General features: G+C 68.1%; 28 protein-coding genes. 17 read left to right on the plus strand and 11 right to left on the minus strand.

Annotation, left to right across the window (positions count from 1 at the left end; translation table 11 throughout):
- The first annotated feature begins 6 nt into the window (after positions 1-6).
- Positions 7-567: a peroxiredoxin gene (locus H9Q09_RS18380; protein WP_187392226.1), complete on the plus strand. Its 561-nt coding sequence runs from the start codon at positions 7-9 to the stop codon at positions 565-567.
- Between the two features lie 3 nt (positions 568-570).
- Here H9Q09_RS18380 and H9Q09_RS18385 read toward each other — a convergent pair whose 3' ends face one another.
- Together H9Q09_RS18385 and H9Q09_RS18390 are read right to left on the minus strand one after the other, a co-directional pair.
- Positions 571-1,242: a uracil-DNA glycosylase gene (locus tag H9Q09_RS18385; RefSeq protein WP_187392227.1), complete on the minus strand. Its 672-nt coding sequence runs from the start codon at positions 1,240-1,242 to the stop codon at positions 571-573.
- Between the two features lie 46 nt (positions 1,243-1,288).
- Positions 1,289-1,894: an NYN domain-containing protein gene (locus H9Q09_RS18390; RefSeq protein WP_187392228.1), complete on the minus strand. Its 606-nt coding sequence runs from the start codon at positions 1,892-1,894 to the stop codon at positions 1,289-1,291.
- A gap of 271 nt (positions 1,895-2,165) precedes the next feature.
- On the opposite strand from H9Q09_RS18390, the gene rpoZ reads away from it, so the two are divergent.
- The 8 genes from rpoZ (at position 2,166) to recO (ending at position 9,547) form a co-directional block, all read left to right on the plus strand.
- Positions 2,166-2,570 carry a DNA-directed RNA polymerase subunit omega gene (gene rpoZ, locus H9Q09_RS18395; RefSeq protein ID WP_187392229.1) on the plus strand — a complete coding sequence of 135 codons (405 nt, stop codon included), beginning with the start codon at positions 2,166-2,168 and terminating at the stop codon, positions 2,568-2,570.
- A 111-nt stretch (positions 2,571-2,681) separates the two neighbouring features.
- Entirely contained in the window at positions 2,682-4,898 is a 2,217-nt protein-coding gene (locus H9Q09_RS18400) for a bifunctional (p)ppGpp synthetase/guanosine-3',5'-bis(diphosphate) 3'-pyrophosphohydrolase (RefSeq protein WP_187392255.1), read from the plus strand.
- 57 nt (positions 4,899-4,955) lie between these two features.
- Positions 4,956-5,534 (plus strand): orotate phosphoribosyltransferase, encoded by a 579-nt coding sequence (gene pyrE / locus H9Q09_RS18405; protein ID WP_187392230.1) that lies wholly within the window; start codon positions 4,956-4,958, stop codon positions 5,532-5,534.
- A 103-nt stretch (positions 5,535-5,637) separates the two neighbouring features.
- Positions 5,638-6,240: a DUF2062 domain-containing protein gene (locus H9Q09_RS18410; protein WP_024348679.1), complete on the plus strand. Its 603-nt coding sequence runs from the start codon at positions 5,638-5,640 to the stop codon at positions 6,238-6,240.
- A 106-nt stretch (positions 6,241-6,346) separates the two neighbouring features.
- Positions 6,347-7,081, plus strand: a complete 735-nt coding sequence (lepB, locus tag H9Q09_RS18415) for a signal peptidase I (protein ID WP_187392231.1) — start codon at positions 6,347-6,349, stop codon at positions 7,079-7,081.
- Complete coding sequence (rnc, locus tag H9Q09_RS18420) at positions 7,069-7,791, plus strand: ribonuclease III (RefSeq protein ID WP_029702499.1); 723 nt, start codon at positions 7,069-7,071, stop codon at positions 7,789-7,791. The genes lepB and rnc overlap by 13 nt, the downstream gene beginning before the upstream one ends.
- 23 nt (positions 7,792-7,814) lie before the next feature.
- Complete coding sequence (era, locus tag H9Q09_RS18425; protein ID WP_187392256.1) at positions 7,815-8,750, plus strand: GTPase Era; 936 nt, start codon at positions 7,815-7,817, stop codon at positions 8,748-8,750.
- 65 nt (positions 8,751-8,815) lie between these two features.
- Complete coding sequence (gene recO / locus H9Q09_RS18430; protein ID WP_187392232.1) at positions 8,816-9,547, plus strand: DNA repair protein RecO; 732 nt, start codon at positions 8,816-8,818, stop codon at positions 9,545-9,547.
- A gap of 19 nt (positions 9,548-9,566) precedes the next feature.
- Here recO and H9Q09_RS18435 read toward each other — a convergent pair whose 3' ends face one another.
- Positions 9,567-10,793 carry an MFS transporter gene (locus tag H9Q09_RS18435; RefSeq protein ID WP_187392257.1) on the minus strand — a complete coding sequence of 409 codons (1,227 nt, stop codon included), beginning with the start codon at positions 10,791-10,793 and terminating at the stop codon, positions 9,567-9,569.
- A gap of 204 nt (positions 10,794-10,997) precedes the next feature.
- Here H9Q09_RS18435 and panC point away from each other — a divergent pair, with 204 nt between their 5' ends.
- Positions 10,998-11,879, plus strand: a complete 882-nt coding sequence (gene panC / locus H9Q09_RS18440; protein WP_187392233.1) for a pantoate--beta-alanine ligase — start codon at positions 10,998-11,000, stop codon at positions 11,877-11,879.
- Complete coding sequence (gene panB / locus H9Q09_RS18445) at positions 11,876-12,694, plus strand: 3-methyl-2-oxobutanoate hydroxymethyltransferase (protein ID WP_187392234.1); 819 nt, start codon at positions 11,876-11,878, stop codon at positions 12,692-12,694. Before panC ends, panB begins: the two co-directional genes overlap by 4 nt.
- 15 nt (positions 12,695-12,709) lie before the next feature.
- On the opposite strand, the gene H9Q09_RS18450 is transcribed toward panB, so the two are convergent.
- From H9Q09_RS18450 to H9Q09_RS18460, 3 genes are read right to left on the minus strand one after another with little or no spacing between them, the layout of a single operon-like run.
- Positions 12,710-13,225 (minus strand): tyrosine protein phosphatase, encoded by a 516-nt coding sequence (locus tag H9Q09_RS18450; protein ID WP_187392235.1) that lies wholly within the window; start codon positions 13,223-13,225, stop codon positions 12,710-12,712.
- A gap of 32 nt (positions 13,226-13,257) precedes the next feature.
- Positions 13,258-13,911, minus strand: a complete 654-nt coding sequence (locus tag H9Q09_RS18455; RefSeq protein WP_187392236.1) for an HD family hydrolase — start codon at positions 13,909-13,911, stop codon at positions 13,258-13,260.
- Complete coding sequence (locus tag H9Q09_RS18460; RefSeq protein WP_187392237.1) at positions 13,908-14,774, minus strand: folate-binding protein YgfZ; 867 nt, start codon at positions 14,772-14,774, stop codon at positions 13,908-13,910. Before H9Q09_RS18460 ends, H9Q09_RS18455 begins: the two co-directional genes overlap by 4 nt.
- A 74-nt stretch (positions 14,775-14,848) precedes the next feature.
- Here H9Q09_RS18460 and H9Q09_RS18465 point away from each other — a divergent pair, with 74 nt between their 5' ends.
- Complete coding sequence (locus H9Q09_RS18465) at positions 14,849-16,213, plus strand: dihydroorotase (protein ID WP_187392238.1); 1,365 nt, start codon at positions 14,849-14,851, stop codon at positions 16,211-16,213.
- 95 nt (positions 16,214-16,308) lie between these two features.
- A complete protein-coding gene (locus tag H9Q09_RS18470; RefSeq protein WP_187392239.1) occupies positions 16,309-16,866 on the plus strand; it encodes an ankyrin repeat domain-containing protein in 558 nt (185 codons plus the stop codon).
- A gap of 4 nt (positions 16,867-16,870) precedes the next feature.
- On the opposite strand, the gene H9Q09_RS18475 is transcribed toward H9Q09_RS18470, so the two are convergent.
- The 4 genes from H9Q09_RS18475 to H9Q09_RS18490 all read right to left on the minus strand — a co-directional run bounded on the left by H9Q09_RS18475 (position 16,871) and on the right by H9Q09_RS18490 (position 19,201).
- A complete protein-coding gene (locus tag H9Q09_RS18475) occupies positions 16,871-17,782 on the minus strand; it encodes a hypothetical protein (RefSeq protein WP_187392240.1) in 912 nt (303 codons plus the stop codon).
- A 66-nt stretch (positions 17,783-17,848) separates the two neighbouring features.
- Positions 17,849-18,109 (minus strand): hypothetical protein, encoded by a 261-nt coding sequence (locus tag H9Q09_RS18480; RefSeq protein ID WP_035694394.1) that lies wholly within the window; start codon positions 18,107-18,109, stop codon positions 17,849-17,851.
- 104 nt (positions 18,110-18,213) lie between these two features.
- The gene (locus H9Q09_RS18485) at positions 18,214-18,651 is read right to left on the minus strand and encodes a TIGR02301 family protein (protein WP_187392241.1); all 438 of its coding nucleotides are present in this window, start codon (positions 18,649-18,651) and stop codon (positions 18,214-18,216) included.
- Between the two features lie 121 nt (positions 18,652-18,772).
- Positions 18,773-19,201: an NUDIX domain-containing protein gene (locus H9Q09_RS18490; protein WP_187392242.1), complete on the minus strand. Its 429-nt coding sequence runs from the start codon at positions 19,199-19,201 to the stop codon at positions 18,773-18,775.
- Positions 19,202-19,284: 83 nt separating this feature from the next.
- Between H9Q09_RS18490 and H9Q09_RS18495 the strand changes: the two genes are divergently transcribed.
- From H9Q09_RS18495 to H9Q09_RS18505, 3 genes are read left to right on the plus strand one after another with little or no spacing between them, the layout of a single operon-like run.
- Positions 19,285-20,034 carry an SOS response-associated peptidase gene (locus tag H9Q09_RS18495; RefSeq protein WP_187392243.1) on the plus strand — a complete coding sequence of 250 codons (750 nt, stop codon included), beginning with the start codon at positions 19,285-19,287 and terminating at the stop codon, positions 20,032-20,034.
- Between the two features lie 24 nt (positions 20,035-20,058).
- Positions 20,059-21,096, plus strand: coding sequence for a M42 family metallopeptidase (locus tag H9Q09_RS18500; RefSeq protein WP_187392244.1), 1,038 nt, complete (start codon positions 20,059-20,061; stop codon positions 21,094-21,096).
- Positions 21,097-21,134: 38 nt separating this feature from the next.
- Positions 21,135-21,755 (plus strand): LysE/ArgO family amino acid transporter, encoded by a 621-nt coding sequence (locus H9Q09_RS18505; RefSeq protein WP_187392245.1) that lies wholly within the window; start codon positions 21,135-21,137, stop codon positions 21,753-21,755.
- 17 nt (positions 21,756-21,772) lie between these two features.
- On the opposite strand, the gene H9Q09_RS18510 is transcribed toward H9Q09_RS18505, so the two are convergent.
- Entirely contained in the window at positions 21,773-21,961 is a 189-nt protein-coding gene (locus tag H9Q09_RS18510; RefSeq protein WP_187392246.1) for a hypothetical protein, read from the minus strand.
- A gap of 339 nt (positions 21,962-22,300) precedes the next feature.
- On the opposite strand from H9Q09_RS18510, the gene cysS reads away from it, so the two are divergent.
- Entirely contained in the window at positions 22,301-23,785 is a 1,485-nt protein-coding gene (cysS, locus tag H9Q09_RS18515; RefSeq protein WP_187392247.1) for a cysteine--tRNA ligase, read from the plus strand.
- Positions 23,786-24,339: the final 554 nt, after the last annotated feature.

The following is a 24,339-nucleotide window of genomic DNA, read 5'->3' on the forward strand; positions in this document are numbered from 1 at the left end:
AGGCGGATGGTCGACGTGTCGAGACTGCCGGATGATCTGACGCCGCCGACCGACGACGGCGGGGCTGCGCATCTTGAAGGCACGCGCCTTCCGGCGGTGCCGCTGCCGGCAACGGACGGGACAGAGGTCGACCTGTCGCGTCTGCCCGGCCGCCTCGTCCTCTATGTCTATCCGATGACCGGCCGGCCGCATGCGGCGCTGCCCGAAGGCTGGAACGAATTTCCCGGCGCACGCGGCTGCACGCCCCAGAGCTGCAGCTTCCGCGATCACCATGCCGAATTGCAGGCGCTCGGCGTCGCACGGGTGTTCGGCCTGTCCACCCAGACGATTGACGAGCAGCGCGAGGCGGCCGAGCGGCTGCATCTGCCCTATCCGCTTCTGTCGGATGCCGCGGGAGACCTGCGCCGCGCCCTCGAGCTGCCGTTCTTCGAACTCGACGGCGGGCTGTATCTGAAGCGCATGGCGATGGTCATCACCGACGGGCGCATCGACAAGGTGTTCTATCCGGTGTTCCCGCCCGACCGGAACGCGGCCGATGTCGTCGCCTGGCTGTCCGCCGGGCGCTGACGTTCAGCGCTTCAGGAACGCCGCCGCATTCTCGAACACGTCGTGGAACATCGCTTCGGTCAGCCGACCGGTATTCGTGTTGTAGCGCGAGCAGTGATAGCTCGAGAACACCGCGATGCCGCCGACCATGTGATGGGCGTTGTGCCCGAAGGGGGCCGCCGAGGGGCGTTCGCCCAGCGCGCGGACCGTCGAGTCATGCGCGATGCGGCCCAAGGTCACGACCGCCGCGAGCCTCGGAAAGGTCGCCATCCGGCCGGAGAAGAACTGGCGGCAGGTGTTGATCTCGGCGCCGACCGGCTTGTTCTGCGGCGGCACGCAGCGCACGGCGTTGACGATCGCCGTGTCGATCAGTTCGAGCCCGTCGTCGGTGCGGGCGGCGAAGCGGTCATTGGCAAAGCCGTAGCGCGCCAGCGTCGCGTAGAGGAGGTCGCCGGCATAGTCGCCGGTGAATGGCCGGCCGGTGCGATTGGCGCCGCGCAGTCCCGGCGCCAGACCGGCGATCAGCAGCCGCACCGCACCGGCCCCCTCTGGCGGCAGCAGGGTCGGCACCGGGGCATTGTGCCAGTCGGGCTCCTTTGCCCGCCATTCCTCGCGGAATGCGACGAGCCGCGGGCAGAGCGGGCAGTCGCGGGAGGGCTCCGCCGGCAGGTTTTCGGGCGCGGGCGTTGAACTCATTCTTCGATCCGGAACGTGGACGGGCGGCGCGGCGCGATGGCGGCGCTCAATAGTCGTCGTCCTCTTCGACGGCCGCGGCGGCTTCCTCGGCCTCGATGCGGCGGGCGATCCGCGCCTCGCGCTCGGCCGGGTCGCGGCCGATCTCGGCCTTCAGGCTCGCCAGCTCGATGAAATGGTCGGCCTGGCGCCGCAGATCGTCGGAGATCATCGGCGGCGAACTGGTCAGGGTGGAGACGACCGACACCTTGCGCCCCTTGCGCTGCAGGGCCGCGACCAGCGAACGGAAGTCGCCGTCGCCGGAGAACAGGACGAAATGATCGACGGTATCGACCAGCTCCATCGCGTCGACGGCGAGCTCGATGTCCATGTTGCCCTTGATCCGGCGGCGGCCGCTCGCATCGGTGAACTCCCGGGCCGGCTTGGTGACGACGCGGTAGCCGTTGTAATCGAGCCAGTCGATCAGCGGCCGGATCGAGGAGTATTCGTTGTCCTCGACGAGGGCGGTGTAATAATAGGCGCGCAGCAGATAGCCGCGGGCCTCGAAGCTGCGCAGCATCTTCTTGTAGTCGATGTCGAAGCCCAGCCCCCGCGAGGCCGCATAGAGATTGGCCCCGTCGATGAAGAGAGCGATCTTTTCGCGTTGATCGAACATGGATGGCTGCTTTCTCGCATGAGGGAGGGCACGCATCCGCAAGGCTCGACAGGATGAGCGCAGGCGGCACGAGGGTCTGCGGGCCGGCCGTTTCAGGCCGGGGCCGGCACCGGTCGGCGAAGGCCGGTGAGTTGCGTTTCGCTTATTCTGGCCGCCGCGGCGCTGTCAACGAGGGCAGGGGATAGCGCAGCGTCCGACCCTTGCCGTACGCAACCAAACGGTATATGCGACGCGTTCATCTCTTCGAATTTCAGATACTCAGGAGACAGGCATGGCCCGCGTCACCGTAGAAGATTGCGTCGATAAGGTCGACAATCGGTTCGAGCTGGTCCTGCTCGCCAGCCATCGCGCCCGGCAGATCTCCCAGGGTCAGCCGATCACCATCGATCGCGACAACGACAAGAACCCGGTGGTCGCGCTGCGCGAGATCGCCGACGAGACCCTGTCGCCCGGCGATCTCAAGGAAGACCTGATCCACTCGCTGCAGAAGCATGTCGAGGTCGACGAGCCGGAGCCGGCACCGCAGCCCGCCTCGGCCCCGGCCGAGACCCGCAGCATCGCCGCTGCCGCCGAGGCCGGCGACGACGAGCCGGTTTCCTTCGACCGGATGTCCGAGGAAGAGCTCCTCTCCGGCATCGAGGGCCTGGTCCCGCCGGAAAAGACCGACGATTATTAAGCTTTTGGGAATGCCGGCACTTTCGGTCGGCGGCCTCACAGTCTTATATTGAGGGGCGTGCCGTCGTTGACGGCGCGCCCCTTTCTCTTTGCGGACCCGATGCCCAATCCCATGATGCGGCAATATGAACTCGTCGAGAAGGTGGCGGCCTACAAGCCCGATCTCGATGAAGCGCTCCTCAACCGAGCCTATGTCTACGCCATGCAGAAGCATGGCGCGCAGAAGCGTGCGAGCGGCGATCCGTATTTCTCGCATCCGCTGGAGGTCGCGGCGATCCTCACCGACATGCATCTCGACGAGGCGACCGTCGCCGTCGCGCTGCTGCACGACACGATCGAGGACACCGACGCCACCCGCAAGGAGATCGACCAGCATTTCGGCCCCAAGATCGGCCAGCTCGTCGAGGGGCTGACCAAGCTCAAGCGCCTCGACCTCGTCTCCAAGAAGGCGGCGCAGGCGGAGAACCTGCGCAAGCTGCTTCTGGCCATCGCCGACGACATCCGCGTCCTCCTGGTCAAGCTGGCCGACCGCCTGCACAACATGCGCACCCTCGGCCACATGGCGCCGGAAAAGCGGGCCCGCATCTCGCAGGAGACCATGGACATCTATGCGCCGCTCGCCGGGCGCATGGGCATGCACGACATGCGCGAGGAGCTCGAGGACCTGGCGTTCCGGCATGTCAATCTGGAAGCCTACGAGACGATCTCGGCACGCCTCGAAGAGCTGAACCAGCGCCATGCGGCGCGGATCGCCAGCATCGAGACGGACCTGACCGACCGCCTGCGCGAGAACGGCATCGTCGCGACGGTCAGCGGCCGGCAGAAGAAACCCTATTCGGTGTTCTCCAAGATGCAGCGCAAGGCGCTGTCGCTGGAGCAGCTCTCCGACATCTTCGGCTTCCGGGTGATCGTGGAGACCGAGGAGGAGTGCTACCGCACGCTGGGCATCGTCCACCGCAGCTGGGCGATGGTGCCGGGCCGCTTCAAGGACTACATCTCGACCCCGAAGCAGAACGACTACCGCTCGATCCACACCACCATCGTCGGCCCGTCGCGCCAGCGCGTCGAACTGCAGATCCGCACCCGCCGGATGCACGAGGTCGCCGAATACGGCGTCGCCGCCCACACGCTCTACAAGGACATGGAAGGCGACGCCGACCAGCGCGTCCATCTCTCCAAGGATTCCAACGCCTATGGCTGGCTGCGGCGCACCATCGAGCTTCTGGCCGAGGGCGACAATCCCGAGGAGTTCCTGGAGCACACCAAGCTCGAACTCTTCCAGGACCAGGTCTTCTGCTTCACGCCCAAGGGCCGGCTGATCGCGCTGCCGCGCGGCGCGACGCCCATCGATTTCGCCTATGCGGTGCATACCGATGTCGGCGACAGCTGCGTCGGCGCCAAGATCGACGGCCGGATCATGCCGGTGGTCACCGAATTGTCGAATGGCGACGAGGTCGAGATCATCCGGGCCAAGGGCGCGACGCCGCCCCAGGCCTGGGAGAACCTGGCGGTGACCGGCAAGGCGCGCTCGGCGATCCGCCGGGCCAATCGCGCCGCCATCCGCCGGCAATATTCGGGCCTTGGCCAGCAGATCCTCGAACGCACCTTCGCCCGCTCGGGCAAGACCTTCTCGCGCGATGCGCTGAAGCCGCTTCTGGCCAAGCTCGGCCAGCGCGAGGTCGAGGACGCGCTGGCGGCGGTGGGGCGGGGCGAACTGAACTCGGCGGATGTCGTGCGGGCGGCCTATCCGGATTTCCAGGACAGCCGCGTCACCCGCAAGTCGCCGCACCGGGAAGAGGATGGCTGGGTCAATCTGCGCACCGCCGCCGGCATGATCTTCCGGGTGCCCGGCCGCTCCAAGAAGTCGAAGAAGGGCGGCAAGGCGATCCCCATCCGCGGCGCCGGCGACGACATGCCGGTGAGCTTCGGCCCGGACGGCGCGGTGCCGGGGGACCGCATCGTCGGCATCATCGAGCCGGGCAAGGGGATCACCATCTACCCGATCCAGTCACCGGCGCTGATCGCCTTCGACGACGAGCCGGACCGCTGGATCGACGTGCGCTGGGACATCGACGAGGCGATGAACGAGCGCTTTCCGGCCCGTATCATGATCTCGGCGATCAACGAGCCGGGCTCGCTGGCGGAAATTGCCGAGACGGTCGCCGCGAACGATGCCAACATCCACAATCTGACGATGGTCAACACGGCGCCGGACTTCACCAAGATGGTGCTGGAACTGGAAGTCTGGGACGTCCAGCACCTGACCCAGACCCTGCGTCAGCTGCGCGCCAAGCCCTGCGTCTCGGAAGTCGTGCGGGTCAACGGTTGAGCCGGGCGGCCAGCCAGCGTATCGAACCGCTGCAACAGCAGCCGAGGAGACCCGTTCATGACCAGTGAGGAAGTGCTCGCGATATTCCGCGAGGCCGGCGCCTATCTGGAAGGCCACTTCATCCTGACCTCGGGACTGCGCAGTCCGGTCTTCCTGCAGAAGGCCCGGGTGTTCATGCATCCGCATCTGACCGAGCGCCTGTGCAAGGCGCTGGCCGAGCGCATTCGGGAAGAGGTGTCGCCGGCGCCAGACTATGTCGTCGGCCCGGCCATCGGCGGACTCATCCCGGCCTATGAGACCTCCCGCCATCTCGGCGCGCCGGCGATCTGGGTGGAGCGCGAGAACGGCGTGTTCCGGCTGCGGCGATTCGAGATTTCGCCGGGCGACCGCGTGGTGATCGTCGAGGACATCGTCACCACGGGCCTGTCGATCCGCGAGACCGTCGAATGCCTGCGGGGCCTGGGCGCCGAGGTGCTGGCGGCGGCCTGCATCATCGACCGCTCGGCCGGCAAGGTCGATGTCGGCGTGCCGCTGATCGCGCTGGCCGAATACGAGGTGCCGGCCTATCCGGCCGATGCCCTGCCGCCGGAACTGGCCGCAATTCCGCCGGTCAAGCCCGGTAGCCGCAACCTGTAGCCGACCGGGCGGGACCATCGCCAGCGACCGTGCGACCCTTCCGCACCGGGCGCAGGCAAGACTGATCGCCGCGATCTGACGCGGATTGGGGAATGCGACCGGAATGTTGTTCAGGCGGCGCCAGCCGGAGAATCTAGCAGCGCGGATCCGCACGATCCTGTGGCCGCGCCGCTCGTTCCGCCGCTCCTTCCGCTATCTGCGCAAGCGGGTGCTGCGGCTGAACGCGACGCCGCATGCCATCGCCGCCGGTGTGGCGGCAGGTGTCGCCTCCTCGTTCACGCCGTTCATCGGCTTCCATTTTCTGCTGGCCTTCGCCATCGCCTATGTCATCGCCGGCAACATGGCGGCCGCGGCGCTGGGAACGGCGGCCGGCAATCCGCTGACCTTTCCGCTGATCTGGGGCATCACCTACGAAACCGGCCAGTTCATGCTGCATGCGCCGCCGGTACACGAGAAGTCGCCCGAAGGACTCGGCACGGCTCTCGGCCACATGGATTTCATCGCCATCTGGGACCCTGTGGTGAAGCCGATGCTGGTCGGCTGCCTGCCGCTGGGTCTGATCGCCGGGCTGGCCAGCTACGCACTGGTGTTCTTCACGGCGCGCAGCTTCCAGCGACGCCGCGCCCGCCAGATCATCGCCGGCCGGCCGCCGCGCGGTCTGCGCGACCCGGATGCGGCCGGTGGCGACGCGGGACGGGCGGCCTGACGGGCGCCGCGAAGTTTGACGCAGAGCGGATTGCTCCTGTCGGGGCGAGCCGGTAGAAGGCGCGGGCGGCTTTGCCGCGCTGCGATGGGGCGACGAAAGGCGAAGCATGGTCGAGAAGGCCGAACGTAGGGAATCCGGGGGGATCGGCGAGACCCTCAAGGTGATCGTGCAGGCGCTCCTGCTCGCCCTCGTCATCCGCACGTTCCTGTTCCAGCCGTTCTCGATTCCGTCGGGTTCGATGATGCCGACGCTGCTCGTGGGCGACTATCTCTTCGTGTCGAAATGGAGCTACGGCTTCTCGCAATATTCGATGCCGCTGTCGCCGCCGCTGTTCGACGGCCGGGTCATGGCCTCACAGCCCGATCGCGGCGACGTGGTGGTGTTCCGCAAGCCGCGCGAGGAAGACGTCGACTACATCAAGCGGCTGGTCGGCCTGCCGGGCGACCGCGTCCAGGTGATCGACGGCGTCCTGTCGATCAACGGCAAGCCGGTCGAGCGCGAGAAGGTCGAGGATTTCGTCGCCGAGGACGGCACGCCGGTGCCGCGCTTCCGCGAGACGCTGCCGAACGGCGTCAGCTACATGACGCTCGACCTCAGCCCGAATTCGGCCGGCGACAACACCCGTGAATTCGTGGTGCCCGAGGGGCATTACTTCATGATGGGTGACAATCGCGACAACTCGCTCGATAGCCGCTTCGACGTCGGCTACGTGCCGTTCGAGAATCTCGTCGGCAAGGCCCAGGTGATCTTCTTCTCCGTGGAGGGCGACGTGTCCCCGCTGGAAATCTGGAAATGGCCGACCGACCTGCGGCCGGGCCGCATCCTGACATGGCTCGGCTGAAGGCGGACAAGCCGCTCGAGGAGCTCGAACGCCGGATCGGCATCACGTTCCATGAAAAGGCGCGGTTCGAGCGGGCGCTGACCCATTCGAGCCTGCGCTCCAGCAAGGGCGGCAAGGGCGAGGGCGAACGCAGCTACGAGCGGCTGGAGTTTCTTGGCGACCGGGTGCTCGGCCTCGTCGTCGCCGAAAAGCTGTTCGACATGTTTCCGGGCGCCGACGAGGGCGAGCTGTCGCTGCGGCTGAATTCGCTGGTCAGCGCCGATACCTGCGCCGAGATCGCCGACGAGCTGGGTCTCTACGAGTTCGTCCGCCATGGCGGCGACCTGAAGAAGCTGAAGAGCGATCGCACCAAGAGCATTCGCGCCGATCTGGTGGAATCGCTGATCGCGGCTATCTATCTGGGTGAGGGGCTCGATACGGCGCGCGACTTCATCGTGCGCTACTGGGGCGGGCGGCTTGGCAAGAGTGTCGCCGCACGCCGCGATGCCAAGACGGCGCTGCAGGAATGGGCGCATACGCGCGGGCCCGTGACGCCGCAATACGAGATCGTCGAGCGCTCCGGCCCCGACCATGATCCACTGTTCACCGTGCGGGTCTCGATCCCGGACGTTGCTCCCGCGGACGGGCAGGGCCGGTCCCGCCGCATTGCCGAACAGGAGGCCGCCACGGCGGTGCTCATTCGCGAATCCGTCTGGAAGGACGACAATTGACCGAAGACGACAACACGACCGGCATCGACGCGACCGAGACGGGCGCGACACCCGCCGCAGAAGGACCGACGCGCTCGGGCTTCGTGGCGCTGCTGGGCGCCCCCAACGCCGGCAAGTCGACGCTGGTCAACCAGCTCGTTGGCACCAAGGTGTCGATCGTCACCCACAAGGTGCAGACGACCCGGGCTCTCGTGCGCGGCATTGCCATGCGCGATCGCACGCAGATCGTCTTCGTCGACACGCCGGGCGTCTTCGCGCCGAAGCGCCGGCTCGACCGGGCGATGGTGCGCACCGCGTGGAGCGGTGCCCGCGACGCCGACATCGTCCTGGCGATCATCGATGCCGACCGCGGCATCAACGAGGAGGTCGAGACCATTCTCGAACGCCTCAAGGATGTGAAGCAGCCCAAGGTCCTGCTGCTCAACAAGGTCGACCAGATGCGCCGCGACCGGCTGCTCGGCCTGACCCAACAGATCACCGAGCGCGGCGTCGCCTTCGACGAGATCTTCATGATCTCGGCGCTGAACGGCTCGGGCTGCGGCGACCTGATGGACTATCTGGCCAAGGCGTTGCCGGAAGGGCCCTGGTACTACCCCGAAGACCAGATCACCGACCTGCCGCTGCGCCAGCTCGCCGCCGAGATCACCCGCGAGAAGCTGTATCTGCGCCTGCACCAGGAGCTGCCCTACAGCTCGCATGTGGAGACCGAACTCTGGGAGACGCGCCAGGACGGATCGGTGCGGATCGAGCAGACCATCTATGTCGAGCGCGACAGCCAGAAGCGCATCGTGATCGGCCACAATGGCGAGACCATCAAGGCGATCGGATCGGCGGCCCGCAAGGAGATCACCGAAGCGGCCGACCAGAAGGTGCATCTGTTCCTCTTCGTGAAGGTGCGCGGCAATTGGGGCGACGATCCCGAGCGCTACCGCGAGATGGGGCTGGACTATTCCAGCTGACCGCCTGCGGCCGTTACCGCCGTCGCGGCGGGCCGGTCCAGAGTGCGCTGCGGCGCTGATGTGACATGGAATGGCGTGAGGAAGCGATTGTGCTTGGCGTGCGGCGCCTCGGCGAGACCAGTGTCGTCGCCGAGGTGATGACCCGCGCGCGCGGCCGGCATCTCGGCCTCGTGCGGGGCGGGCGCTCGCGCAAGCAGCAGCCGGTGCTGCAGCCGGGCAATTCCGTCGCCGTCCACTGGCGCGCCCGGCTCGACGAGCATATGGGCGCCTTCGTCCTCGAACCCTTAGAACTACGCGCCGCCCGGCTGATGGAATCCGGCGTCGGGCTGAACGGCGTGCAGCTCGTCGCGGCGCATTTGCGGCTTCTGGCCGAGCGCGATCCCCATGCGCGGCTCTATGACGGGTTGCAGATCATCGTCGATCATCTCGACCGGCCCGAACTCGTCGCCGAACTGATGCTGCGCTTCGAGATCGCGCTGCTGGAGGAGCTGGGCTTCGGCCTCGATCTGGAGCGCTGTGCGGCCACCGGACAGCGCGACAACCTCGCCTATGTCTCGCCGCGCACCGGCCGGGCGGTCAGCCGCGACGCCGGGGCGCCGTGGCACGACAAGCTGCTGACATTGCCCGCCTTCCTCGCCGATGCCGCCACGGCCAGCGACGCGGAATCGCTGGCGGCGGGGTACCGCCTGACCGGCTATTTCCTCGGCCGTCACGTCTACGAGCCGCGCGGGATCGACGTGCCGGATGCGCGCGCCGGCTTCCTGTCGGCGCTGCGCAAGATCGGAATCGCCGCCTAGTCGCGGCCCGAGGGCTGGCTCAGGCCGGAACCGGCGTCCGCACCACCGGCGCCTCGCGGATCGGCCAGTGGACCAGCGCCGCGACGAGACCCAGCCCGACGCCGAGCCACCACACCGGATCGTAGGAGCCGGCGACGGCATAGAGATAGCCGCCCAGCCAGACGCCGAGGAACGAGCCGATCTGGTGGGACAGGAAGACCAGGCCGCCCAGGAGCCCGAGATAGCGTGTGCCGAACATGATCGCGACGAGGGCGTTGGTCGGCGGCACGGTGGACAGCCACAACAGGCCCATGACCACGGCGAAGACCACCACCGTCAGCGGCGTGATCGGCGTCAGCAGGAAGATCGTCACCGCGATCGACCGGCCGACATAGATCAGCGCCAGGAAATGCGGCTTGGAATAGCGCTGGCCGATCAGGCCCGAGGCGATCGAGCCGATGATGTTGAAGAAGCCGATCAGCGCCAGCGCCGTGACCGCCCAGACCGGGGCGATGGCCTTGTCGGCGAGATAGGCGGGGAAGTGGGCGGTGATGAAGGCGACCTGGAAGCCGCAGACGAAAAAGCCGGTGGTCAAAAGCACGTAGCTCCTGGTCGCGAAGGCCTCGCGCAGGGCGGCGCCCATGGTCTGCTCGATCTCCGCCACCAGGCTGGAATGGCCGCGCGTCGTCCGGCTGTTGCCCCGCAGGGCAAAGGCGAAGAGCGGCACCAGCAGCATCATCGCCGACAGGACCAGCAGCGAATCCGACCAGCCGAAGCGGTCGATCAGCCCCTGGCTGAGCGGCGCGAAGACGAACATGCCGGCCGAGCCGGCGGCGGTGCCGAGGCCGAAAACGAAGGAGCGCTGCTCGGCCGAGACCCGCCGCGCGAAGGCCGCAAGGACGATGCCGAAGGAGCCGGCGGCCACACCCAGCCCGACGAGGACGCCCGAGCCGATGGTCAGCCAGAGCGGCGTCGGCGCGACGGCGGTGATGGCCAGGCCCGCGGCGTAGAGGAAGCCGGACAGGACCAGCACCTTGGCGGTGCCGAAGCGGTCGGCAATAGCGCCGAACAGCGGCTGGCCGGCGCCCCAGAACAGGTTCTGGATGGCGATGGCGATGGCGAAATCCTCGCGGCTCCAGCCATTGTCGGTGAGCATCGGGATCTGGAAGAAGCCGATCGCCGAGCGCGGCCCGAAGGTGAGGAGCGCGATCAGGCAGCCGGCGGCAATCGCCAGCCATGGCGTCCGGTCGGCGCTCGCGGTCGTCATCGTCGCGCTCATCTCGTCATCCCCGCATCGGTTCGCCGCCATTACTAGACCCGGCGCATCGCCCGTGAAACCGCGTTTCCGTGATCACAGCGATCACCCTTGCTGATCGGTCGCCCACAAGTCCGGTCCCGCAACCGGTTGCGACGGCTTTCGCTCGCGCGCCGCAGACGATAAAAGCCGCGGCCAGACGGTGGGGAGGACTGCGTGCAGGTACATAGCGAGATCGGATCGATGCGGGCGGCGCTGGCGGACTGCCGCGCCCGGGGCGAGAGCGTCGGCGTCGTGCCGACCATGGGCTATCTCCATGCCGGCCATCTGAAGCTCGTCGAACGGGCCTGCGCCGAGAACGACGTCGTGGTGGTGACGATCTTCGTGAACCCGACCCAATTCGGGCCGAACGAGGATCTCGACGCCTATCCGCGCGATCTGGAACGCGACCTTGCGCAGTTGCGGGCGTTCGCCGGCGTCCAGGTGTTCGCGCCGACGGTGGCAGAGATGTATCCGCAGCCCCTGCAGACATCCGTCGATCTCGCGCCGCTCGGCCATATCCTGATCGGCGCGGCGCGGCCCGGGCATTTCCGCGGCGTCGCGACGGTGGTCACCAAGCTGTTCAACATCGTCCAGCCGGACCGCGCCTATTTCGGCGAGAAGGACTACCAGCAGCTCACCGTGATCCGGCGCATGGTCGCCGACCTGTCGTCGCCAGTCGCCATTGTCGGCGTGCCGACGGTGCGCGAGGCGGACGGTCTTGCCATGTCGTCGCGCAATGTGCGGCTGACGCCGGAGGACCGCGACGCGGCCGTGGTGCTGGCGCGGGCGCTGGACCGGGGCGAGGCGCTGCTGCGCGCCGGTGCCGCCGAGCCGGAGCCGGTGCTGGACGCGATGCGGGAGATCATCGCCGCCGAACCGCGCGCCGATCTCGCCTCGCTGGACATTCGCGACGCGGCGACCCTCGACGCGGTAACAGTGATCGACGACCGGCCGGTGGTGATCCTGGTGACCGCCCGCTTCGGCGACGTGCTGCTGATCGACCAGCGTGTCGCGGAGAAGGCGCAAGGGAGCGCAACGGGAGGAAAGGCCGCATGAGCACGCCGGTTCGCACCACCCGCCTGACGGCGCCTGCCATTGGCAGCCGCAAGGGCGCCACCCCCATCGTGGCCCTGACCGCCTATAACGCGACCATGGCGGCTCTGGTCGATCCGCATGTGGATTTCATCCTGGTGGGCGACAGCCTCGCCATGGTCGAACACGGCATGGCGTCCACCCTCGGCGCCTCGCTGGAGCTGATGATCGCCCATGGCCGCGCCGTGGTCTCGGCGACGGAGAAGGCACTGATCGTCGTCGACATGCCCTTCGGCAGCTACGAGGCGAGCCCGCAGGAGGCGTTTCGCGCGGCCGCGACGGTGATGGCGGAGACCGGCTGCGGCGCGATCAAGCTGGAAGGGGGCCAGCACATGGCGCCGACCATCGCCTTCCTCGTCGAGCGCGGCATTCCGGTGATGGCCCATGTCGGGCTGACGCCCCAGGCGGTGAACGCCATGGGCGGCTTTCGCAGCCAGGGCCATGACGATTCCGCGCGCGACCGCATTCTCGCCGACGCGAAGGCGGTCAGTGAGGCCGGCGCCTTTGCCCTGGTGCTGGAAGGCATCGTCGAGCCGCTGGCCGAGACGATCACGGGTAAGATCGCGGCGCCCAGCATCGGCATCGGCGCCTCGGCGGCCTGCGACGGCCAGATCCTGGTGCTGGAGGACATGCTCGGCCTGACGCCGCGCGTGCCGCGCTTCGTCAAGCGCTACGGTGCGCTCGGCGAGGCCGCCAGCCAGGCCATTGCGGACTATGCCGACGAGGTGCGCAGCCGCAGCTTCCCGGGCCCCGACCACGTCTACAAGCCGCGGGGCTGAGGCCGCCGTCGCCGATCAGAGCGTCAGCGGCAAGATGAAGGGCGTGCCGGAAAAGGCGTCTTCGCCGCGGCCGATGGCGCGGATAGCGGAGACCATGCGGCCGCCGCGCTGCAGCTTGTCGTCGGCGAGGGCGACGAGGCGCGGATTGGGGGTGGCGGACGGTGCCCGCCTGCGCAGCTCGTTCGCCAGCGCCTCTTCCTGAAGATCCGGATTGATCGACAGCGCCAGGATATAGGCGGCGGCGGTGGAGCGGCTGATGCCGGCCCAGCAATGCACCGCCAGCGGCGTGTCACGGCGCCAGCGCGTGCCGAACTCCAGCAACTGGTCGAGATGGTCGACGGTCGGGGCCGTCAGCCCCTCGATCGGCTCGGCGATGTCGTTGAAGCCGAGGAAGAGATGCCGGTCGGGCGCGATGCCGGACGGCCGGTCGACCCGCGTGTCGGCGTTGATCAGCGTGACCAGATCCTGGGCACCATGGCTGGCGACCGTGGCGGGCAGTTCGGCGAGGGACGAAACGACGAGATAGGACATGGGTCCACATATCGCGCCGGCAGGCAAGCTTGTCACCCCTGCCGCGACGCTTTGGCCGGTGCCCGCTCGCCCGAGCCGGCCGCGACGGCCAGCGCCGCATCGAGTTCGGCGAAGCGCTTCAGGAAGGCCGTTTCCGTCGCCGCGGTCGGGACGGGGGCGAAATCCGCGGCATCGAGCAGCGCCGCGCCGGGCTTGCCGAAGAACTGCGCTGCCTCGCGCTCGTCGAAGCCGGCGAGCAGCGTCGCCTCGTGATAGGCCGACAGCCGGTCGGCAGCCTTGATCGCCTTCTCGACGGCGGCGGGCAGCGTCGCGGGCAGGGAGAAGCGCAGATGCAGCGCCGCCTGCAGGCGTTTTTCCACCAGCTTGTAGTCGCTGCCCATGACGCTCTTGAAGGGCGAGATCATGTCGCCGATCACATATTCCGGGCCGTCATGCAGCAGCGCGGCGAGACGCCAGCGCGGATCGGGCTCCCGGCGCGCGACGATCGCCTCGACGATCAGCGAATGCTGGGCGACGGAAAAGGCGTGATCGCCGCGGGTCTGGCCGTTCCAGCGGGCGACGCGAGCCAGACCATGGGCGACGTCCTCGATCTCGATGTCGAGCGGGGAGGGATCGAGCAGGTCGAGCCGGCGGCCCGACAGCATCCGCTGCCAGACACGCTGCGGTTTCGCGTCCGTGCGGCTCATGCCTCGCTTCCGGCGGTCTCGCTGTCGGCGCCGGCGGGTTCGGGCAGGGCGAAACCGGCCCAGGGCGGGATCGTCGCCGTCACCGGCACGCCGTCCGCCGACAGATCCTCGCCGCGCGACAAGGCGCCGGCCAGCCGGTCGATCCGCAGGAAGCCGAAGCCCTCGGTGCCGTCGGCCGACAGGACGGTGCCGATGGTCTTGCCGCCGGCCTCGATGTTGGAGCCGGGCGTCAGGTGCCGTTCGCCGGCCAGCAGCATCAGCCGCCGCCGCGCGGTGCCGCGATGCTGCATGCGCGAGACGACTTCCTGGCCGACGAAGCAGCCCTTGCGGAAGGACACGCCGCCATTCTGGTCGAACAGGACGTCATGGGGAAAGACGTCGGAGCCGGGATAGTCGGTCTCGGCCTCGGCGATGCCGGCGCGGATGCGGCGCAGGCGGTAATCGTCGGCGGAGGCCTCGGCGAGCCCTTCCGGCGGGGCGCCGTAGAGCCGCGCCATCTCGCCCTCGGGGAAACGGTGATCGGCATAGAGGTCGGCGGCGGTGAGGTCGGGCTCCTCCCACACCGCATGGATCGACAGGTCGGGCGATTCGATGCCCACCTTGGTGCGCAGGCGGTAGAGGGTCAGGCGCTTCTTCAGATCGGCGGCGGCGCTGGCGGCGACATCGATGCGCAGCCCGTCGGCCTGTTTGCCGATGAGGAATTCGAACAGGATCTTGCCCTGCGGCGTCAGCAGCGCGCAGGGACGCATCTCGCCTTCGGCCAGACTGTCTAGGTCGGCGGTGACGAGGTTCTGCAGAAAATGATGGGCGGCCTCCCCGGTGACGGCAAGGAGGCTGCGCTCCGGCAGGCGGGCATAGGGCATGGACGGCTCGCTTGTGTGATCCTGCCTGTTTACGTAAGCCGGGCACTCCAGAGGGACAAGCACGGAACGACGCCATGGGAACGAGTGCCAGCAACGCCGCGACCTTCGACACGGTTCTCAAGGGCGGCATCGTCGTCAACCAGGACGGCGCCGGTGCGCGCGACGTCGGCATCGTCGACGGCCGCATCGCCGCGATCGGCACGCTGGACGCGGCATCGGCCGGCGAGGTGATCGACTGCACCGGGCTGCACATCCTGCCCGGCGTCATCGACAGCCAGGTGCATTTTCGCGAGCCGGGCGCCACCCACAAGGAAGATCTGGAGACCGGATCGCGCGCCGCGGTGCTGGGCGGCGTCACCTGCGTCTTCGAGATGCCGAACACCAATCCGCTGACCACCAGCGAGGAGGCGCTCGCCGACAAGGTGGCGCGCGGCCGCCACCGGATGCATTGCGACTTCGCCTTCTGGGTCGGGGGTACCCGCGAGAACGCCGCCGACGTCGCCGAACTGGAACGGCTGCCGGGCGCGGCCGGCATCAAGGTGTTCATGGGCTCCTCGACCGGTTCGCTGCTGGTCGAGGACGATGACGGCGTGCGCGAGATCCTGCGCCGCACCCGCCGCCGCACCGCCTTCCATTCCGAGGACGAGTTTCGGCTGCGCGACCGCGCCGATCTGCGGGTCGAGGGCGACCCGGCCTCGCATCCGGTCTGGCGCGACGAGGTGGCGGCGCTGCAATGCACCGAGCGGCTGGTCGGCATTGCCGAGGAGGTGGGTGCGCGCATCCACGTCCTGCACATCTCGACGGCCGAGGAGATCGTCTATCTCGCCGGGCACAAGCGCAACGTCACCTGCGAGGCGACGCCGCATCATTTGACCATGACCGCCGACGATTACGGTCGGCTCGGCACCAAGCTGCAGATGAACCCGCCGGTGCGCGAGGCGCGGCACCGCGACGGCATCTGGCACGGCATCGCGGCCGGCGTCGTCGACGTTCTCGGCTCCGACCATGCGCCGCACACGCTGGAAGAAAAGGCCGCAATCTATCCGAAGTCGCCTTCCGGCATGACCGGCGTGCAGACCTTGGTGCCGATCATGCTCGACCATGTCGCCAATGGCCGCCTGTCGCTTGCCCGCTTCGTCGACCTGACCTCGGCCGGCCCGCAGCGGATCTTCGGCCTGTCGCGCAAGGGGCGCATCGCGCTCGGCTACGACGCCGACTTCACCGTCGTCGATCTGAAGCGCGAGGCCACCATCACCGACGACTGGATCGGCTCGCGCTCGCAATGGACGCCCTATGACGGCAAGGCGGTCACCGGCTGGCCGGTGGGCACGCTGGTGCGCGGCCGTCGAGCCATGTGGGAGGGCGAGCTCGTTGCCCCGTCCACCGGCGAGCCGGTCGAGTTCGTCGAGACCCTGGCGCCGCTCGGCCGCCAGGGCTGAGGCGGAGGGCGGCCGTCTGTCGTCCCATGGCTTGGCATCTGCCAGCGACTTCCTAAGTCCGCACGGTGCAGACGCCACGGATCAAGGAGACGGCCATGCAGGACGAGGCGAACGGCCCCGCCCCACAATTCGACGAGGAGACGCTGGCGCTGGCCGCCATGGTCTTCCAGGCGGCGCGCGGCGGCGACGCCGCTGCCATGGCCGACTTCCTCGACAAGGGCCTGCCGCCCAATCTGCGCAACGAGAAGGGCGACAGCCTGCTGATGCTGGCGAGCTATCACGGCCATGTCGAGCTGACGGAACTGCTGCTGAAACGCGGCGCCGATCCTTCGCTGGTCAACGACCGGGGCCAGACACCGCTGGCCGGGGCCGCCTTCAAGGGCGAGGCGGAGATCGCGCGGCTGCTGCTCGACCATGGCGCGGCCATCAACGGCAGCGGCCCGGACGGGCGCACGCCGCTGATGATGGCGGCGATGTTCAACCGCACCGAGATGGTCGATTATTTCCTGGAGCGCGGCGCCGATCTGAACGCCCGCGCCGCGGACGGCGTCGACGCGCTGGGCGCGGCCAAGGCGATGGGGGCGCAGGAGACGGCGGCGCAGCTCGAACGGCTGATGGCGGCGAAAGCCGGCCAAGCCGGCCAGGAACGCTAAAGGCTCAGTCGCCGGCGACGAAGAATTCCAGCCGGCCCTCGGGCGAGATGCCGACCCGGTAGAAATTATAGGCGCCGAATTCGCGCATGTTCCGGTAGTCGCCGGCGGTCACCAGTTCGAACAGCTCGACCAGTTGCGGCTTGGTCAGCGAATCCATCGGCTGCTGGGTGAAATAGGGCCAGACATAGATCTCGTTGTCGGTGTCCGGCTCCATCCGGGCATAGCCCGACTGCAGCACTTCCAACAGGATGGCGAGGATCTCGATCCCTTCGCCGTCGCCGGAGGCCGATTTCAGGAAGGCGATCGGGTCCTCGCCGCCCTGGCCGAAGGACAGGACCGTGCCGTGGTCGCCGCGTTCGATATAGGGCGCCAGCTTCTCGATCTCGCCGCTTCTGGCCACGGCCATCAGCCGGGCCCGCAGGTCGCGGACCGGGCGCGGCAGCCCGGCATCGCCATAGGCGACTTCCGAGGCGAGGGCCGCGCTCGGCGCCCGTTCGGTCTGGTAATTGGTGGTTGCGCCATCCGGTCTTGCCCGCGCCCCGTCCTGACGCGGGGTGCCGGGGCCGGGACGATCGGTGGCATCGGCCGGCGCCTCGCCGGCGGGCCTCGGTTCACGCCGGCGTTCGGGCCCTTCGGCGGGCGCCGGTCTTGTGTCGCCCGGCTCGACCTCGTCTTCCGGCGACAGCGGCACTTCGCCGGCATCGGTGCCTTCGCCCGGTCCCTGCGGACGGCCGGTCTCCGTCTCGCTGGCCGGCGCATCCGTCAGCGGCGGCAGCGGCACCGCGATGATGCCTTCACGCGAGCCGGAGCGGCCCTCGACGGGATCGATCTGCGACAACGCCAGCGCGTCGCCGGCGACGAGGGTCGCCAGCGCGAAGAGAGCAGTGCTGAGGGCAAGGGTCAGGCGCGTCGGCACGACGGACCTCCGCTGCGTTGGACGATGGGGTGCGGTGGAATATCCGGACCGCGGGGAGGGCAGAGACTACTGGATGATCCGGTCGGGACGGAATTCACCATATTCGATGCGCTGACGCAGGGTCTCGACCATTTCGAGGACATCGTCCTCGCCATGGCGGCGCACCAGCTCGGTGAGGGCGGTGGCGATGGCGGTCTCGGCGAGGATCTCGGCCTCGATGCCGTCGGAGATGCCGTCGGCCCAGGCTTCGTTGTGATACTCGAATGCGACTTGCTTCTTTTCGGCCTGGATCATTTCGTCCAGTTCGGCGCTCTGCAAATCGATCATTCCGATTCCCTCAATTCCAGCCATGCGGCTTCACGTCCCGTTAAGGTCCTAGCACGATCCGGGCGCGAACAGTCTCGCCGTTTTTCCGAACCGTTAATCATCGGTTAATTTCCGTATCTGGCACTGATTTCGCGTGCCAGAGTGACCCCTTCGCCCTGATAGCGGTTCACCGCGACCCGTGCGGCGGGGGTGCATTCGCGATAGGTCGATTCGAACGCCCGGTAGCCGCTGTTGAAGCTGCCGATCAGATAGCGGCGGTCGGCCTCCCCCGGCGCCTGCTCGGCCAGCAGCTCTTCCATCTTCTGGCGCCAGATCGCCGCGTCGGTGTCGCCGCACAGGGTCCGCAGGAAGTGGATGGAGCCGAGGATCGACGCCAGCCGTCCGAGCGGCTTCAGGAATGCCGCCTCGCCACGGGGCGCTGCAGCTTCCGGCGCGGTCTCCGCCGGGGCGCTCTCCTGGGCCAGCGCCCGGTGATCGCCCGCCACGGAACCGGCGAAAGAGACCACCAGTGCGGCCGTCGCGGCTATCATCATTCGACGCATGGCCGATGTTTCGTCCTTCGTTAAGACAATTGCAACGATCGGTCCGATGCCCGGCCGCTTATCTCCTGGGCCTGCGCCTTTCGGGCAACAGGAATCGCGCGCCGTTCGTTGCCCCGGTGTGTCAGTTTTCCGCGCAGGTGGCGAGGACCTTCCGTGCGACATCGTAAAGACCGGGCGTCGTGCGGCCCGCCGCGTCGGCGGCCTCGATGTCGGCGAGGGGCAGCCAGTGCAGTGCCGCCGCGTCGTCGGCCGCCGCCAGCTCGCTGCCGGCCGACAGCTGTCCGCCGAAGACCGCGATCACCGCGTGGAAATCCGGATCGATCGCCTCGTGCAGCGTGACGAAGGCGAGATCGTCCGCCACCGCACCGGTTTCCTCGGCCAGTTCGCGCCGCGCGGCGGCCGCGACCGCTTCGCCGAAGCGCAGCTTGCCGCCGGGCAGGCTGAGCTTGCCGGCAAAGGGCGGCCGGCCGCGTTCGACGAGAAGCAGGCGGCCCTCGGCGACGAGGCCGCAGGAGACTCCGAGAAGCGGGCGGGGGCTGGTCTCTGACATGGGCAAGGGTTCTCTTCGCTCCGCCTGCCGGATCGGCCGCGACCCGCTTGACAGGACGCCGGCGCTGCGGCTCAACAACCCGCATGTGCGGACGTTTCACTCTCACGGCACCCCCGGACGACGTCGCCGCGCTGCTGGCGCTGGCGGAGCTCGATCCGTTTCCGCCACGTTACAACATCGCGCCGACCCAGCCGATCCTGATCGCCATCGGCGGCCAGCCCGAGCGGCCCGGCGCGAATCTGCCGAACCGCACGGCGCTGATCGTGCGATGGGGCCTGATCCCGTCCTGGGTCAAGGATGTGAAGGCGTTTCCGCTGCTGATCAACGCCCGCGCCGAGACCGCGAGCGAGAAGAACGCCTTTCGCGGCGCCATGCGCTACCGGCGATGCCTCGTGCCGGCGACCGGCTTCTACGAATGGCGCCGGCAGGGCAAGGCCAAGTCCGAGCCGTATTTCCTGCGTCCCGCCGATGGCCGGCCCTTCGCCTTTGCCGGGCTGATGGAGACCTATCTGGCGCCGGACGGCAGCGAGATCGACACCGCCGCCATCCTGACCACGGCCGCCAATCCCGGCATCGCGCCGATCCACCACCGGATGCCGGTCGTCGTGGCGCCGCAGGATCACGACCGCTGGCTGGACTGCCGCACCCACGATCCCGCCTCGGTCGGCGACATTCTCACCGCGGCGAACGACGATTTCTTCGAGCCGGTGCGGGTGTCGGACGAGGTCAACAAGGTTGCCAATACCGGCCCCGATATCCAGTTGCCGGTGGAGACCGCGTCCGAGCCGGACGACGGCGCGGCCGACGGCCCGATCCAGCCCTCGCTCTTCTGACATTTCCAACAGGACGATAGCCCCGTGAACACCGATCTTCTGAAGCGTCTGTGCGAAACCCCCGGCGTGCCCGGCCGCGAACACCGCGTGCGCGACCTGATCACCAAGGAGGCGGAGGGCCTGTTCGACGAGATCCGCGTCGATACGCTCGGCTCGCTGATCTGCACCCGCAAGGGCAAGGGCGAGACCCCGAAGAAGGTCATGCTGCTCTGCCACATGGACGAGATCGGCTTCCTCGTCAGCCACATCACCGACAAGGGCTTCATCCACGTCGACCCGGTCGGCGGCTTCGATCCGCGCAATCTGTTCTCGCGCCGCGTCCTCGTCTGCACCGACGACGGCGACTTCAAGGGCGTGATGAACGCCGAGGGGAAGCCGATCCACATCCAGTCGGCCGAAGAGCGCAAGAAGATGCCGGAGCCGAACGAGTTCTTCGTCGACATCGGCCATGGGGCGGCGACCAAGGACATGGTGCAGGTCGGCGACTTCGTGGTGATGAACGAGCCCTTCGAGGAGATGGGCGAGAAGATCGTTTCCAAGGCGCTGGACAACCGCATCGCCTGCTGGCTCGGCCTGGAAGCCGTGCGCAAGCTGGTCGAGGCGGGCGAGACCCATGATTGCGAACTGACGGTCGCCTTCACCGCCCAGGAGGAAGTCGGCCTGCGCGGCGCCAAGACGGCGGCCTTCGGCGTGCAGCCGGACATCGGCATCGGCGTCGACACGACGCTCGCCTGCGACACGCCGGGCGTGCCGGAGAAGGACCGCACGACGGTGCAGGGCAAGGGCTTCGGCCTGCATCTGAAGGATGGGTCCTTCATCGCCGACATCGATCTCGTGCGCGAGATCGAGGCGCTGGCGCGCTCCAAGGACATCGCCTTCCAGCGCACCATCCTCGCCCGCGGCGGACAGGACGGCGCCGCCGTCCAGCAGGCGGCCTCGGGAGCGCGGGCGGTCGGCATCGCCGTCGGCACGCGCTACATCCACACGGTGGCCGAGATGATCGACAAGCGCGACCTTCTCGCCGCGCGCGAGATCCTGACCGCGTTCATCGCCGCCCATTGAGGCGGTTCTCCTGCTCTCGATCGGTGACGGATAGCTGAATGGAACTGCTTGCGGCCGGGGCGCGGGGCTTTGCGCTGGGTCTCGGCCTGATCGTGGCGATCGGGGCGCAGAACGCCTTCGTGCTCGAGCGCGGGCTGGCGAGCAATCACGTGCTGGCGGTGGTACTGGTCTGCACGCTGGCGGATGCGGCGCTGATCGCCGCCGGTGTCGCCGGGCTCGGCACGCTGATCACCGGTGCGCCGGAGATCGTGCGGCTGGTGACGCTGGGCGGCGCGGCCTTCCTGGCCGTCTATGCGGTGCTGGCGCTGCGCCGGGCGTTCCATCCGGACGCGATGGCGGTCCGTGGCGCACGGCTGATGAGCCGGCGGGCCGCGATCGGCGTGGTGCTCGGGCTGACCTTCCTCAACCCGCATGTCTATCTGGACACGGTGGTGCTGCTGGGCAGCCTGTCGGCCCGCTATGGCGAGGCGAGCGCGCGCACGGCCTATGCCGGCGGGGCGATGATCGCCTCGGCGGTGTGGTTCGTGGCGCTGGGCTACGGTGCGCGGCTGCTTGCGCCCGTCTTCGTCAGACCCGCCGCATGGCGGATCCTGGATGTTTCGATCGCCGCGGTGATGGCGCTTCTGTCCATCACGCTGCTGATGAGCGCGGATTTCTGAGGTCCGCGTCCGTCGCCCTAGTGGGCGGCGGTCAGGTCGGCGCCGGCATAGCTGTCCCGGCGCGTCTCGACGCGCTTCTGCTTGCAGCAGGACTGGCTCGCCGCGGCAATCGCGCGATTGCCGATCTCGCGGTAATTGCGCTCCAGATGGATGTCGCGCTCACGCTCGCTCTTGGAACGAAATTCGATACTGTTGCTGCTGCTCATTGCCATGTCTCGTCGGCTGGATGGGACCGCAACCAATGACCCCGATTGCGCCAGATTAGCGGCAAATTCTAAACCGAAATCACAACCTCGGTGCGCCACCTTCGTTTGGGGCATGCAGTGGCAATCGCGATACAGTGAAAGGGTTCCAGGCGATTGAAATATTTCCAGTTTGGTACGCTTTGCGAATGAAAATTTCGCCCTCCGTTTTCGATCAAGCCGCATGTCCGAATGTCATGAATCGTGGGGTCCGTCGGCGCGGGTCTCCGCCGCGATTTGTCAGCCGGGCCGAATGGCGTTAGCGAGAGCCTCCGCAACCATGCAGACGACCGGGGACGAGTGATGGACGACGGCTTTCGGGGGCTGACGCTCTGGAACACCATGAAGCGCGCCAAGGAGGAGTTCCGGCCGCTCGACTGGCAGGATCCGGGGAAGGCCGAGGCCGACCGGCATGTGCGCATGTATGTGTGCGGGCCGACCGTCTACGACTACGCCCATATCGGCAATGCCCGGCCGGTGATCGTCTTCGACGTGCTCTACCGGCTGCTGCGCCATCTCTACGGCGCCGATCACGTCACCTATGTGCGCAACATCACGGACGTCGACGACAAGATCAACCGGCGGGCGGCGCGGGACTATCCGGACCTGCCGCTGAACGCGGCGATCGCGAAGGTCACACAGGCGACCGCCGACCAGTTCCATGCCGACGTCGCGGCGCTCGGCTGCCTGCCGCCCGATCACGAGCCGCGGGCGACCGATTTCGTCACCGGGCGCAGCGACGGCCACGACATGGTGTCGATGATCGCTACGCTGATCGAGAAGGGCCATGCCTACGAGGCGGGCGGCGAGGTGCTGTTCGACGTCACCTCGATGGCCGATTACGGCCAGCTGTCGAACCGCAGGCTGGACGAGCAGCGGGCCGGCGCGCGCATCGCGGTCGAAGGCCACAAGCGCAATGCGGGCGACTTCGTCCTGTGGAAGCTGTCGTCACGCGGCGAGCCCGGCTGGGAAGCGCCCTGGGGCCGCGAGGCCTGGGAAGCGGCGGGCCGCACCGGCACGCCGAAGGGCCGTCCCGGCTGGCATATCGAATGCTCGGCGATGAGCGAGGCCTTTCTCGGCCAGACCTTCGACATTCATGGCGGCGGGCTCGACCTGATCTTCCCGCATCACGAGAACGAGATCGCCCAGTCCCGCTGCGCCCATGGCACCGCGGCGATGGCGCAGCTCTGGATGCACAATGGCTACCTCCAGCTGGAGGGCCGCAAGATGTCGAAGTCGGACGGCAATTTCGTCACCATCCACGACCTCCTGCACACGGACAGGTTCGGCCGGCGGTCCTGGCCGGGTGCCGTGCTGCGGCTGGCCATGCTGATGACCCAGTATCGCGAGCCGATCGACTTCTCGGTGAAGCGTCTGGAGGAGGCCGAGGAGGCGCTGGCCGGCTGGGCGCGGGCCGTGGCAGACGTCGCGCCCTCCGCGCCGAGCGAGCGCTTCCTCGCCGCCCTGTCCGACGATCTGGCGAGTGCCGCCGCCATCGCCGAACTGCACGCGCTGCGCAAGGGCGACCCGGCCGCGCTGCGCGCCGGCCTCGACCTGATCGGGATCGACGTGGCCGGCTATCTCGCCGCGACGTCGGACCTGGCCGCGCCGGTGCCGGCCGATGCCATCGCCGCCCGGATCGCCGAGCGCCTCGATCTCCTGCGGGCGAAGAACTTCGCCGAGGCCGACCGCATCCGCGACGACCTGCTCGCCGAGGGCATCCAGCTCAAGGACGGCAAGGACCCCGACACCGGCGAACGCACCACCACCTGGGAGATGAAGCGCTAGCAGCGGCGGGGGGCGGCGCGGCGCCTGGGGTGCAGGGACCCGCTAGCTGACGACTGCGCTGGCCATCTATTCAAGGCGCCATCATTCCCGCTTGCCATCCCTCCACGACACTCACCCCACCCACGGCGTCATCCTCGGGCTTGACCCGAGGACCCATTCCTCCGCATCGCCACATCGCCGCCGTCGGGGAGGGGCGCCCGTTGCCGTGGCGGCGGTGGGAGCGGTTTGGCATGGGTTCTCGGGTCGGAGCCCGAGGATGACGCAGCTGGGAGGTCGGGCGCGCTTTGTGGTGAGGGTGCGGGTTGCTGGGAGTGCCGTGCTGGCGACTGCGTCGGTTATCCATTCAAGCGCCACGATCACGTCTGCCACCCATCCACTGCGCATACCCCATCAACGCCCGCCATCCATCCACGACACTCACCCCACCCACGGCGTCATCCTTGTCTGTTGACGGCCTCTTGCAATTGGAGAGGCTGATCGGCGGGCAGCGCACCGTGTCATCCTTGGTCGTTGGAGACCGTGCCCGAGCAAGGTTCGCCGCCCGCCTTTCGTCA

The organism is Aurantimonas sp. DM33-3, from assembly GCF_014334315.1.
Lineage (GTDB): Bacteria > Pseudomonadota > Alphaproteobacteria > Rhizobiales > Rhizobiaceae > Aurantimonas > Aurantimonas coralicida.

Coding starts and splice junctions, on each gene's coding strand:
- H9Q09_RS18380 (WP_187392226.1), top strand. CDS start 7: ATGGTCGACGTGTCGAGACTGCCGGATGATCTGACGCCGCCGACCGAC.
- H9Q09_RS18385 (WP_187392227.1), bottom strand. CDS start 1,242: ATGAGTTCAACGCCCGCGCCCGAAAACCTGCCGGCGGAGCCCTCCCGC.
- H9Q09_RS18390 (WP_187392228.1), bottom strand. CDS start 1,894: ATGTTCGATCAACGCGAAAAGATCGCTCTCTTCATCGACGGGGCCAAT.
- rpoZ (WP_187392229.1), top strand. CDS start 2,166: ATGGCCCGCGTCACCGTAGAAGATTGCGTCGATAAGGTCGACAATCGG.
- H9Q09_RS18400 (WP_187392255.1), top strand. CDS start 2,682: ATGATGCGGCAATATGAACTCGTCGAGAAGGTGGCGGCCTACAAGCCC.
- pyrE (WP_187392230.1), top strand. CDS start 4,956: ATGACCAGTGAGGAAGTGCTCGCGATATTCCGCGAGGCCGGCGCCTAT.
- H9Q09_RS18410 (WP_024348679.1), top strand. CDS start 5,638: ATGTTGTTCAGGCGGCGCCAGCCGGAGAATCTAGCAGCGCGGATCCGC.
- lepB (WP_187392231.1), top strand. CDS start 6,347: ATGGTCGAGAAGGCCGAACGTAGGGAATCCGGGGGGATCGGCGAGACC.
- rnc (WP_029702499.1), top strand. CDS start 7,069: ATGGCTCGGCTGAAGGCGGACAAGCCGCTCGAGGAGCTCGAACGCCGG.
- recO (WP_187392232.1), top strand. CDS start 8,816: ATGGAATGGCGTGAGGAAGCGATTGTGCTTGGCGTGCGGCGCCTCGGC.
- H9Q09_RS18435 (WP_187392257.1), bottom strand. CDS start 10,793: ATGACGACCGCGAGCGCCGACCGGACGCCATGGCTGGCGATTGCCGCC.
- panB (WP_187392234.1), top strand. CDS start 11,876: ATGAGCACGCCGGTTCGCACCACCCGCCTGACGGCGCCTGCCATTGGC.
- H9Q09_RS18450 (WP_187392235.1), bottom strand. CDS start 13,225: ATGTCCTATCTCGTCGTTTCGTCCCTCGCCGAACTGCCCGCCACGGTC.
- H9Q09_RS18455 (WP_187392236.1), bottom strand. CDS start 13,911: ATGAGCCGCACGGACGCGAAACCGCAGCGTGTCTGGCAGCGGATGCTG.
- H9Q09_RS18460 (WP_187392237.1), bottom strand. CDS start 14,774: ATGCCCTATGCCCGCCTGCCGGAGCGCAGCCTCCTTGCCGTCACCGGG.
- H9Q09_RS18465 (WP_187392238.1), top strand. CDS start 14,849: ATGGGAACGAGTGCCAGCAACGCCGCGACCTTCGACACGGTTCTCAAG.
- H9Q09_RS18470 (WP_187392239.1), top strand. CDS start 16,309: ATGCAGGACGAGGCGAACGGCCCCGCCCCACAATTCGACGAGGAGACG.
- H9Q09_RS18480 (WP_035694394.1), bottom strand. CDS start 18,109: ATGATCGATTTGCAGAGCGCCGAACTGGACGAAATGATCCAGGCCGAA.
- H9Q09_RS18485 (WP_187392241.1), bottom strand. CDS start 18,651: ATGCGTCGAATGATGATAGCCGCGACGGCCGCACTGGTGGTCTCTTTC.
- H9Q09_RS18490 (WP_187392242.1), bottom strand. CDS start 19,201: ATGTCAGAGACCAGCCCCCGCCCGCTTCTCGGAGTCTCCTGCGGCCTC.
- H9Q09_RS18495 (WP_187392243.1), top strand. CDS start 19,285: ATGTGCGGACGTTTCACTCTCACGGCACCCCCGGACGACGTCGCCGCG.
- H9Q09_RS18505 (WP_187392245.1), top strand. CDS start 21,135: ATGGAACTGCTTGCGGCCGGGGCGCGGGGCTTTGCGCTGGGTCTCGGC.
- H9Q09_RS18510 (WP_187392246.1), bottom strand. CDS start 21,961: ATGAGCAGCAGCAACAGTATCGAATTTCGTTCCAAGAGCGAGCGTGAG.
- cysS (WP_187392247.1), top strand. CDS start 22,301: ATGGACGACGGCTTTCGGGGGCTGACGCTCTGGAACACCATGAAGCGC.